The organism is Lysobacter enzymogenes (assembly GCF_023617245.1).
GTDB lineage: Bacteria > Pseudomonadota > Gammaproteobacteria > Xanthomonadales > Xanthomonadaceae > Lysobacter > Lysobacter yananisis.
This window is the reverse complement of the sequence record NZ_CP067396.1, coordinates 3,401,647-3,413,598: the sequence shown is the minus strand read 5'-3', so window position 1 is coordinate 3,413,598 and position 11,952 is coordinate 3,401,647. Positions and strand designations below refer to the sequence as shown.

Annotated in this window: 4 protein-coding genes and 2 pseudogenes; 5 read left to right on the top strand and 1 reads right to left on the bottom strand. The window is 69.2% G+C overall.

All coding sequences use genetic code 11. The features are described from left to right. Positions 1 to 419: 419 nt before the first annotated feature. The 3 genes and pseudogenes from JHW41_RS14000 to JHW41_RS27020 all read left to right on the top strand — a co-directional run. Positions 420 to 3,353: a TonB-dependent receptor plug domain-containing protein gene (locus JHW41_RS14000; RefSeq protein ID WP_250442722.1), complete on the top strand. Its 2,934-nt coding sequence runs from the start codon at positions 420 to 422 to the stop codon at positions 3,351 to 3,353. Between the two features lie 69 nt (positions 3,354 to 3,422). Beyond that, positions 3,423 to 5,900, top strand: coding sequence for a GH92 family glycosyl hydrolase (locus JHW41_RS13995; protein ID WP_343226552.1), 2,478 nt, complete (start codon positions 3,423 to 3,425; stop codon positions 5,898 to 5,900). 123 nt (positions 5,901 to 6,023) lie between these two features. Further along, positions 6,024 to 6,071: pseudogene (locus JHW41_RS27020) on the top strand (hypothetical protein); the annotation flags it as partial. On the opposite strand, the pseudogene JHW41_RS27015 reads toward JHW41_RS27020, so the two are convergent. After that, a pseudogene (locus JHW41_RS27015) lies at positions 6,050 to 6,097 on the bottom strand (hypothetical protein); the annotation flags it as partial. The pseudogenes JHW41_RS27020 and JHW41_RS27015 sit on opposite strands and share 22 nt — an antisense overlap. A gap of 36 nt (positions 6,098 to 6,133) precedes the next feature. On the opposite strand from JHW41_RS27015, the gene JHW41_RS13990 reads away from it, so the two are divergent. Next, positions 6,134 to 8,557: a family 20 glycosylhydrolase gene (locus JHW41_RS13990; protein WP_250442720.1), complete on the top strand. Its 2,424-nt coding sequence runs from the start codon at positions 6,134 to 6,136 to the stop codon at positions 8,555 to 8,557. A 218-nt stretch (positions 8,558 to 8,775) separates the two neighbouring features. After that, positions 8,776 to 11,658: a TonB-dependent receptor plug domain-containing protein gene (locus JHW41_RS13985; protein ID WP_250442718.1), complete on the top strand. Its 2,883-nt coding sequence runs from the start codon at positions 8,776 to 8,778 to the stop codon at positions 11,656 to 11,658. Positions 11,659 to 11,952: the final 294 nt, after the last annotated feature.

Here is an 11,952-nt window from a genome sequence, read left to right as displayed (position 1 = left end):
GGGCTCGCTCATGCCGCAGGCGCGGCTGCGGCGGGCCGTTCCAGCGCAGAGCCCGCGCCGGCCGCGCCGGCCCCGCGGGCGCCGCTGCTGCGCAACATTCCGGCCGCTCCGCGAGCGGCCGTCTCGCCCGCGCGTTCGCGGCAAGCCAACCTCGGCAAAACAAACACTTAGCTTCGGCACATCGCCTCGGCTGCGCCGGGAGCGTGCCTAACACAGCCATGTTGCTGCGCCGCGTCATGCAACCGGCGGCGAGGTCGTGCTTAATTTAGATCGATCCAATGTGGGGATTGGATGCACTGGGACCTTCCTGGGGAAGGTCCTGAGCCGTGGTCTTAGATCGATAGAAAAGTTCGCAACACGGGTTTCGGGGCCAGGGACGGGCCGTCATTGCAGCCAATTCCATGGGGAGCACCGCCACGATGAATCATTCCAACCTCAGACGCAGCGCACTGGCCTGCGCCCTGCTGTCGGTCCTGTGCGCGCCGGTCGCCGCGCAGGCCCAATCCGCCGCCGCCGCGCCCGACGGGGCCGATGCGGCGCAGGCCGAGGCCGTCCAGGCCGGCGGCGCCGACGCCGCCCAGGCGAGCGCCGGGCGCAAGCCCACCGAGATCGACAAGGTCACCGTCACCGGTTCGCGCATCAAGCGCGCCGAGATCGAAGGCCCGGCGCCGGTGTTCACCATCACCGCCGCGCAGATCGAGAAGGAAGGCTTCAACACCGTCTACGACGCGCTGACCACGCTGACCGAGGCGATGGGCACGGTCGAATCCGACATCGCCTGGGGCCAGCACACCGTCAACGCCAGCCCGCTGAACCTGCGCAACATGGGGCCGGGCCGCAGCCTGCTGTTGATCAACGGCCGCCGCGTGGTCGATTACCCGCTGCCGTACCAGGGCAAGAGCAACTTCGCCAACTACAACAACATCCCCACCGCGATCGTCGAGCGGATCGAAGTGCTGGCCAGCGGCGCGTCGGCGATCTACGGCTCCGACGCGGTGGCCGGCGTGATCAACGTCATCCTCAAGAAGGAATACCAGGGCGACCAGGTCAAGGTCCGCGGCGGCACCTCCACCCGCGGCGGGCGCGATGCGCTCGACCTGTCCTGGGCCGGCGGCCGCAGCGGCGACAACTGGAGCGTCACTTACGCCCTGCAGTACTTCAAGCGTGAAGCGTTGCCGGCCGGCCAGCGCGAATTCATGGACTCCGACTTCGACGCGCCGCCGCTGGCGCTCAATCCGCAGGACCGCGCGGTCGGCATCCTGCCCTCGGTCGGCATCCGCATGTTCAACGCCGGCACCGGCCAGCGCATGATGCCGCCGGCCGGCGCCTGCGATCAGTACAACGGCGAGTTCTTCCTGCAGAACCGCCGCACCTTCAACCGCAACACCGGCGCGATCGGCGACACCGGCTGGCAGTGCGGCCAGAGCGCGGTGTTCCAGCACTGGACCCTGCGCAACGGCAGCGAGGACCGCTCCGGCTACGTGTACGGCAACTACGACTTCGACAACGGCATGAAGGGCTGGGCCAGCGTCGGCGTGTGGTCCTCGCGCGGCGAGAACATGACCTTCATGCCGGGCTGGAGCTCGAACGGCACCTACCGCGACAACGGCCTCAACGCCGATCTCGACCTGGTCAAGAGTTTCACCCCGCAGGAAATCGGCGGCGCCAAGAGCGGCTATACCTATTCCGACGAACTGTCGTGGGACGTCGCGGTCGGCCTGAGCGGCAAGTTCGGCGAACGCTTCGACTGGGACTTCAGCGTCGGTCGCGCCGAGTATCGGGTCGACGAGAAGTTCCCGGCGATCCTGATCGCCGAAGGCGACCGCTTCTTCCTCGGCCCGAACCGCGACCGGCTCGACCAGAACCGCTTCTGGAACCCGATCTCGCCGCAGGACTACGCCTCGATCAGCACCCGCGGCAAGAACCGCGCCGAGTCGTGGCTGAGCTCGGCCAACTTCATCGTCAGCGGCGACCTGTTCGAAGGCTGGGCCGGGCCGATCGGCTTCGCCGGCCAGTTGGAAGCGGCCAAGCAGGGCTATCGCCTGGCGCCGGACCCCAACACCATCGGCGACGACCGCCTGTACGACCAGACCGCCAACCTCGACCGCGGCTCGGGCTCGCGCAATCATTACGCCGCCGGCGTCGAGTTCAAGATCCCGCTGCACCGCACCCTGACCGCGTCGATCGCCGGCCGCTACGACAAGTACGACGCGGTCTCCGGCGACGCCGCCAGCACCTACAACGCCGGCCTGGAATGGCGGCCGTTCTCCAACCTGCTGCTGCGCGGCACCTACGCCACCAGCTTCCGCGCGCCGGACATGCACTTCGTCTACGCGACCCCGAGCACGTCGGTGGCCGACCAGACCGACTACCTGGGCTGCCTCAGCGCGGGCCAGCAGGGCAACTGCACCTGGGACGCCGGCTTCAAGGTCGAAGACGCGCAGATCGCCCGCGAAGGCACGCCGGACCTCAAGTACGAAACCGGCAAGTCGTGGACGGTCGGCTTCGTCTGGGACATCGCCGACGGCCTGTCGGTGTCGACCGACTACTGGCGGATCGAGCTGGAGGACGAGATCGACGACATCGGCGCCAACGACGTGCTGCTCGACGAGGCCTATTGCCTGACCGGCAAGACCCCGACCGGCGAGCCGCGCATCGGCGCGCCGAGCGCCGACCGCTGCCGCCTGCAGATCGGCCGGGTCACCCGCGGTCCCGATCCGGACGGCGCCGGCCCCTTGCTCGGCCCGGTCACCGACATCCGCACCGGCCCGATCAACCGAGCCGCGCGCAACGTCGAAGGCCTCGACGCCTCGCTCAAGTACCGCCTCAACACCGAGCGCTGGGGCGATTTCAGCTTCGGCCTGAACTACACCAACCTGCTCAAGCTCGAAACCCGCACCGACAGCAGCGAGGAAATGCAGGACAAGCGCACCGACGAGCCGCGCAGCAAGTTCCGCGGCAGCGTCAACTGGCAGAAGGACCGCTGGAACGCCACCGTCTACGCCGACCGCGTCGGCAGCGTGCCGAGCGTGCGTTTCCGCGGCTGCCGCGGCTTCGCCGACGGCTATGCGCCGAGCTCCGACGATTGCATGGACACCGATCCGGCCAGCCCGACCTACGGCCAGAAGACCGAGAAGTACTGGGGCCGGGTCGGACCGGCGATCACCTGGAACGTCAGCGCCGGCTACCGCATCACCGACAACGCCAAGGTCAACGTCTACGTCAGCAACCTGTTCGACGAGGTCAACGAAGACAAGGACCCGTACAAGCGCGACTTCGCCTTCATCGCCGACCGCATCTTCAGCCCGGTCGGCCGCGAGATCGCGGTGGAATACGTGCTCGACTTCAAGTAAGGCAAACCGCGGCCGCGGCGGCGTCTTGCCGCCGCGGCGACATCATCACTCACGAGGGACGCATCCACGATGGCTCGCACACCGGTTCGGCACAGGCGCTTTTCGGTTTTCCCGGCGGCAGCGACGTTGCGGCCCCTGGCCGCCGCGGTGTGCCTGACCTTGCTGGCGGGCGCCGCCGGCGCGACCGCGCCGGCGTCGACCGATCCGGTGCGCGAGGTCAACACCTTCATCGGCAGCAAGGACGACGGCAATACCTTCCCCGGCGCCTCGGCGCCGTTCGGCCTGATCCAGGTCAGCCCGATCGGCGAGCACTACACCGGCTGGCGCTACGACGATCCCAAGATCCGCGGCTTCGGCCATTCCTTCATTTCCGGCGCCGGTTGCTGGGAGCAGGGCGGGCAGTTGTCGGTGTTGCCGACCACCGGCGCGATCGGCCCGGGCCAGCGCTTCGACACCAAGGCGTCCAAGTCCTTCGACCACAAGGCCTACGGCTCGGCCTACAGCCACGATGGCGAAGTCGGCGAAGCGGGTTACTACAAGGTGCGGCTGACCGGCGAAGCCGCCGGCCCGATCGACGCCGAAGCCACCGCGCTCACGCGCGCGGCGGCCGAGCGCTACACCTTCCCGGCCGGAGCGAAGCAGGGCACGATCCTGGTCAACACCGGACAGGCCAACGAGCGCCATCTCGTCGTCGGCAGCACCGTGGACGTGGTCGGCGATCGCGCGGTGGAAGGCCGCATCACCACCAAGAGCTTCTGCGGCGGCCAGCAGTACACCACCTGGTTCCGCATGGAGTTCGACCGTCCCTTCGCCAGCCACGGCACCTGGGACGAGACCGGCGGCCATCCCGGCGGCAAGTCGAGCATGCAGGGCGACACCCGCCCGCACGGCGCCTGGTTCACCTTCGATACCGCGAAGGGCCGCGCGGTGACCGCGGTCAGCGCGATCTCGCACGTCGACCTCGAAGGCGCGCGCCGCAACCTGCGCGAGGAAGGCAGCCGCGGCGGCAAGCCGCTGGCGTTCGACGCGATGCGCAAGCAGGCCCAGGACGCCTGGCGCAAGGAACTTAATTCGGTGCGCGTGACCGGCGGCAGCGACGACGACCGCACCGTGTTCTACACCGCGCTCTACCATTCGCTGCTGCAGCCGCTGACCGGCAGCGACAGCGACGGCCGCTACCGCGGCTACGACACCCGGATCCACAAGGCCGAGGGCTGGACCTACTACGAGTATTTTTCGCTGTGGGACACCTACCGCTCGCAGAACCAGCTGCTGGCGATGCTGCGGCCGCAGCGCGCGCGCGACATCGGCCAGTCGCTGCTGAAGATCCACGAGCAGAACGGCTGGCTGCCGCGCTGGGGCTACGCCAACTTCGACAGCAACGTGATGACCGGCGATCCGGTCACCCCGTTCATGGTCGACCTGTGGCGCTTCGGCGCGCTCGACGGCCGCGAACAGCAGGCCTACGCCGCGCTGCGCGAGAACGCGTACGGCCTTCCGCCGGCGCTGGTGCGCAGCCAGGGCCGCGCCGGCAATCCGAGCTATCTGAAGGACGGTTTCGTCCAGTACGACCGCGCGTTCCCGGCCAAGAGCATGGACGTGGACCCGCACCACGGCGGTTCGTCCACGCTCGAATACGCGCTCGGCGATTGCGCGCTGTCGCAGATGGCGCAGGCGCTGGGCAAGAGCGATGACGCGGCTACGCTGCGCGAGCGCGGCCGCAACTGGACCAAGGTGTGGGACCAGAATGCGGCCGATCCGGAACTGGGCTTCCGCGGCTTCCCGCGCCCGCGCATCGACGGGGGCGCGTTCTATGCCGAAACCGACGGCAGCTACAACCCGCGCTCGCAGCACGGTTTCCACGAAGGCACCGCCTGGCAGTACCAGTGGCTGACCCAGCAGGACGTGCCCGGCGTGGTCGCGGCGATGGGCGGTGCCGAGCAGACCGGCAAACGCCTCGATGCCTTCTTCGCCTACGACGCGCTGCTGGCCGATCCGGCCGGCGCGGCGCGCAAGCAATGGGTGGTCGGGCCGTACAGCTACTACAACCAATACCGCTACAACCCCAACAACGAGCCCGACCTGCACAGCCCGTGGATGTACACGCTGATCGGCCAGCCGTGGAAGACCGCGACCGTACTGCGCGCGGCGCAGACGCTGTTCACCAACGCGCCCAACGGCGTCACCGGCAACGACGACCTCGGCACCATGTCGGCCTGGTACCTGTTCAGCGCGATCGGCCTGTACCCGGCGGTGCCGGGCAGCGGCGAACTGCTGCTGCACGCGCCGCGCTTCGAGCAGGTCGAGATGGATCTGGGCAACGGCAAGATCCTGCGCATCCAGGCGCCGGGCGCGAGCGGGCAGGGCGTGCAGTACGTGCAAGGCGCGAGCTTCGACGGCAAGGCCCACGACAAGGTCTGGCTGGACTGGAGCGCGCTGCGCGGCGGCGGAACGCTGCGCTTCGAGCTGGGCGCGCAGCCGGCCGCGAACGGCTGGGGCACGCAGGCCGCGGCCTTGCCGGTGTCTGCTTGCGCGGCGCCGAAGTGAGTCGATAACGCGATGAAGAGCCGATAGCGCGATGAAGCCCTGGACCGCCGACGTCGTCGACCGCCGTCATTCCCGCGAACGCGGGAATCCAGGGCTTCGCCGCGACACCGCCGCACCGCTGTCGTGGGAGGGACTTCAGTCCCGACGCTTTTGTTCCAGCGCCGATCGAACAGCGTCGGGACTGAAGTCCCTCCCACAAGAAACCGCCGAAGCCGTCGAAGGTTGAGCGCACGATGAATCGTCTTTTCGCCAACAGCCGCACCCTCGCCAGGCTAACCCGCGCGCGCCTGCCGCTGGCCTTGTTCGGCCTGGTCGGCGCGGCGATCGGCCTGGGGCCGGCCGCCAACGCGGCCGAGCCCGTGCCGGCGGCGCAGACCGCCGCGCCCGAACTGGTCCCGCTGCCCGCGAGTGTGCAGTGGGGCGAGGGCGCGTTCGCGCTCGATGCGGCCACCACGATCTACGCCAACAACGCCGAGGCCCGCGCCGTCGCCCAGCTGCTGCGCGACGAACTCGCCGCCACCCAGGGCCTGCAGTTGGCCTTGCGCAGCGGCGCGCCGAAGCCGCGCAAGCACGAGGACGAACCGGCGCAATACGTGCAGTTCGTCGCCGAGCCCGCCGGCCGCGACGCCCGGGCCAACGAGCGCTACCGGCTCGACATCGGCCCGCGCGGCATCCGCGTGGCCGGCGCGCCGGCCGGCCTGTTCTACGGCTACCAGACCCTGCGCCAACTGCTGCCGGCCGCGCGCGGCGGCGCGCCGTTGCGGCTGCGCGCGCTCAGCGTCGAGGACGCGCCGCGCTTCGCTTATCGCGGCATGCACCTGGACGTCGGCCGGCACCTGTTCCCGCTGGACTTCATCAAGCGCTATCTCGACCAGATGGCGCGCTACAAGCTCAACACCTTCCACTGGCATCTCACCGACGACCAGGGCTGGCGCCTGGAAATCAAGCGCTATCCCAAGCTCGTCGGCGTGGGTTCCAAGCGCAAGCAGACGGTGGTCGGCCGCAACATCGATCCCTTCGTAGGCGACGGCACGCCTTACGGCGGCTTCTACACCCAGGAGCAGGCGCGCGAGATCGTGGCCTATGCGCGCGCGCGCCACATCACGGTGATTCCGGAAATCGAGATGCCCGGCCACGCCCTGGCCGCGCTGGCCGCGTATCCGGAACTCGCGTGTACGCCGGGCCCGTTCGAGGTCGGCGCCAACTGGGGCGTGTACGACGACATCTTCTGTCCGAAAGAGGCGACCTTCAAATTCCTGGAGAACGTGCTCGACGAAGTGGTCGCGATCTTCCCCGCGCCGTACGTGCACATCGGCGGCGACGAAGCGCCGAAGACGCGCTGGAAGGCCAGCGCGCAGGCGCAGGCGGTGATCCGCCGCGAAGGGCTGAAGGACGAGCACGAACTGCAGAGCTGGTTCATCCGCCGGATGGAGAAATTCCTGCACACCCGCGGCAAGCGCATCATCGGCTGGGACGAGATCCTCGAAGGCGGGCTGGCGCCGGACGCGACGGTGATGTCCTGGCGCGGCGAGGCCGGCGGCATCGCGGCCGCGCAACAAGGCCACGACGTCGTCATGACCCCGACCCAGTGCTGCTACTTCGATTACGGCCAGGGCCCGGCCGCGCAGGAGCAGTGGGGCCTCGGCGGCGAGCTGAGCATGGACAAGGTCTACGCCTACGACCCGGTGCCGGCGGCGCTGACCGCGGCGCAGGCGCGGCATGTGCTCGGCGTGCAGGGCAACGTCTGGACCGAACACCTCAAGACCCCGGCGATGGTCGAGTACATGGCGTTCCCGCGCCTGCTCGCGCTGGCCGAGGTGGCGTGGACGCCGCAGGCGCAGCGCGCCTGGCCGGACTTCCAGCGCCGCCTGCGCGGCCAGTTCGCCCACCTGGACCGCGACCGCGTCGGCTACCGCATTCCCGCGCCGCAGGGGCTGGAGGATGTCCTGCTGATCCAGCAAGGCCGCGAGCGCCGCCGCAGCCACACCGTGACGCTGGCGCCGGCGGTGCCGGGAGCGGCGATCCGCTACACCCTCGACGGCCGCGATCCGGACGACGCTTCGCCGCTGTATTCGGCGCCGATCGAGCTGGTGCTGGAACTGGACAAGCCGGTGCAGCTGCGCACCGTCAGCGTGCTCGCCGACGGCCGCCGCAGTGGGGTGCAGGCCGCCACCCTGCGTTATCGCAGTTATCTGCCGGCGACCGCCAAGCCGGCGCGCACCGCCGCCGGCTGGAGCTACCGCGTGTACGAAGGCCTGTTCGCCAACCTCGACGAGTTCGCCGCCGCCGCCAAGCGGCGTCCGGCGGCGCAGGGCGCGGCCGACACGCTGGCGCTGGAGCGCTTCGGCCGCCGCAGCCGCTTCGGCGTGCGCTTCGACGGCTATGTGCGGGTGCCGGCCGACGGCGCCTACCGGTTCGCGCTGCAGGGCGACGACCGCTCGGCGCTGTACGTCGACGGCGAGGCGGTCGTCCGCAACGAGACTTACGACCGCACCATCGAGACATCGGTGCCGCTGCGCGCCGGCTGGCACCGCCTGCGCCTGGACTGGTACCAGCGCGAGGGCGGCATGAGCCTGGGCCTGCGCATGGCCGCGCCGGACGCGCAGGGCCAGCCCGGCGAATGGAAGACGCTCGACGCCGGCGCGGTGGCGCATTGAACGCCGCCGCCGTCCGCCGCCGCGCCCGCGCGCTGCGACGATGTCGTCGCGCTATTTTTTTGTTGCGGGTTTAGATCGATCCAAAATATAAAGCACGCCAACGCACGCCGAAGTACGCACAGCCAGCAATAGAACCCGCAGCGCCGCACGAACGGCTTGCGACCACCACAAGAACGAAACCTTGGCCGTCGATCCGGCCGCGATTGGGAGGGGTAGCCATGACTCAACGACACGACCGCACGCCGCAGGGCCTCGCACCGCAAGACGCCGCCGCGCGCGCGCGCCGCAACGCCCTCAGCGCGGCCCTGCTGGCGGCGCTGTACCTGCCGCTGGCCGCGCAGGCGCAGGACGCCGCGCCGGCCGGCGAGGCCAAGACCATCGACAAGGTCACCGTGACCGGCTCGCGCATCAAGCGCGCCGAGATCGAAGGCCCGGCGCCGGTGACGGTGATCACCACCGAGCAGATCAAGCGCGAAGGCTTCGCCAACGTGTACGAGGCGCTGAGCTCGCTGACCGAGGTCACCGGCTCGGTCCAGGCCGACGTCAACAAGGGCCCCACGCCGAACGCCAGCCCGCTGAACCTGCGCAACCTCGGCCCCGGCCGCACCCTGCTGCTGATCGACGGCCGCCGCGTCGCCGATTACCCGCTGCCCTACGAGGGCCGCGGCAACTTCGCCAACTTCAACAACATCCCGATGTCGGCGGTGGAGCGGATCGAAGTGCTGGCCAGCGGCGGCTCGGCGATCTACGGCTCCGACGCGATGGCCGGCGTGATCAACATCATCATGAAGAAGAACTTCAACGGCGATGAGGTGCGGATCAAGGGCGGCACCACCACCCGCGGCGGCGGCGATTCCTACGACCTGTCGTGGACCGGCGGACGCACCGGCGAGAAGTGGAGCGCGACCTACGGCGTGCAGCTCAGCGGCCGCGAGACCATCTTCGCCGGCCAGCGCGGCTTCCTCGCTTCCGACCTGGAACCGGCGGCGACGGTCAAGCCGCTGGTCAACGACCCGTGGCCGTGGGTGTGGGGCGTGGAGCTGATCGACACCGCCGCCAAGCGCCGCGTCACCCCGCCGGCCGGCGCCTGCGACCGCTTCCAGGACCTGCCGCTGCACAACTTCCTCGGCAACGACGGCAACGCGCCCGAGTTCCCCGGCTACAGCTGCTCGCAGTCGCGCGGCAATTCGTTGTGGAGCCTGCGCAACGGCTCCGACAACCGTTCCGGTTTCGGCAACTTCAGCTACGACTTCGACAACGGCATGCAGGCCTGGGTCAGCGCGTCGGTGTGGGACAGCGACGGCGAGTCGCGCCAGGACGAGGCGCTGCGTTTCGAGCTCAACCGCGGCGGCGCGTTCTACGATCAAAACACCGGCAACACCTACCAGGCGCGGCGCGCGTTCACCGTGCCCGAGGCCGGCAGCCGCGATCCGTTCCTGTTCAACACCAGCGAACGCTCCTGGGACCTCGCCGCCGGCCTGCGCGGCCGCTTCGGCGAGCGCTTCAACTGGGACGCCACCGTCGGCCGCACCGAGTACAAGGTCGACTTCAGCTTCCCGGGCATGCTGCAGGGCGCGGTCGACAGCTACTTCCTCGGTCCGCAACTGGGCACCAACAACGGCCTGCCGGTGTATGCGCTGGACCAGGGCAAGTTCTGGTCGCCGATGACGCCGGAGACCTTCCGCCAGCTGACCACCCGCGGCAAGAGCAGCGCCGAGTCGTGGATGAACCAGGCCCAGTTCTCGGTCAACGGCGACCTGTTCGAACTGCCGGCCGGCCCGGTCGGTTTCGCCGGCGTGATCGAGGCCGGTTCGCAGGGCTACCGGCTCAAGCCCGATCCGCTGACCTTCGGCCCGAACAAGCTCTACGACCAGCCCGGCGGCACCAACCAGGGCGGCGGCGACCGCAAGCGCTACGCGGTCGGCGTCGAGTTCAAGGTGCCGGTGTTCAAGACCCTCGACGTGACCACCGCCGGCCGCTTCGACCGCTACGACGACGACGCGCGCAAGGAAAGCAACTTCACCTGGAACGCCGGCATCGAGTGGCGCCCGATCGAAAGCCTGCTGGTGCGCGGCGCCTACAACACCACGTTCCGCGCGCCGGACATGCATTACCTGTTCGCCACCAGCGGCACCGGCACCCAGGAAGACACCGACGTGTCCACCTGCGTGAGCCGCGGCCTCGGCCCGGATTGCAGCACGCAGGCGCTGTACTACCGCCACAACATCGCCCGCACCGGCAACCTCAAGCTGGAAAGCGAGACCGGCAAGTCGTGGAGCGCCGGCCTGGTGTGGGACGCGGCCGAGAACCTGTCGTTCAGCGCCGACTACTGGCGCATGACCATCGACAACCAGGTCCGCGATTTCGACATCGCCGACATCCTCGACCTGGAAAGCCAGTGCCGCAACGGCCGCACCCGCCGCGCCAGCGACCGCATGCAGGTCACGCCGGGCTCGTCGACCTGTTCGGACATCGTCTCGCGCGTGACCCGCAGCGCGCCGGGCACCAATTCGTTCGGCGTCGCCGACCCGAACTATCCGATCGGGCAGGTGGTGTCGGTGTTCAGCGGCCCGATCAACATCGCCTACCGCGAAGTGGCCGGCGTCGACTTCACCGCCCGCTACAAGATCCCGGCGACCCGCTTCGGCGATTTCAGCTTCCAGTTCAACTACACCAACCAGCTCAAGAACAACGAGCAGCGCGACCCGGGTTCGCCGATGCAGGAGAACCGCGACAAGGAAGTGCGCACCTTCGCCCGCGCCAGCGCCAGCTGGAGTCGCGGCCCGTGGAACGCGACCTTGTTCGCCAACCGCATCGGCCACGTCAACGGCGACGGCTACAACGAGTGCGCGCCGATCCTGCCGGGCCAGACCGACACCTCCTGCCACATGGTCGGCAAGCTCAAGGCGCCGGTGTACTTTAACCTGACCGCGGGCTATCAGCTGACTGAGCAGGCCCGGGTCAACCTGTACGTCGACAACCTGTTCGACGAAGCCGATTACAAGGACCCCTACAAGAAGTTCTTCGCCTACGCCAACGAACGCGTGTTCACCCGCGTGGGTCGTGAAATCTCGGCCGAATTCGTTTACAAGTTCGACTGATCGCGTCGCGTACCGAATCGGACGCGCGGGCCGCCCGGGCCCGCGCGGACGGCAGCACCCCGCGGCCGGGCCGGCGCGCATCTCCTCCAGTGATGCGCGCCGGTGCGGCGGCGGAACCTCCCGGGCAAGGCGGTGTAAACCCTCGCGGCCACCCTCGGAATGCGTGCCGCGAGGTCTTGTCCGGACCTCGGAACGGGAGCGCGGGAAGCGCGCTCCCGTTTTTTTCCGCCGCCGCATGCGGCCGGACTCCGCCGCCGCCGACTTCCTATCGGGCCGCGCTCGCGTCCCGACTCC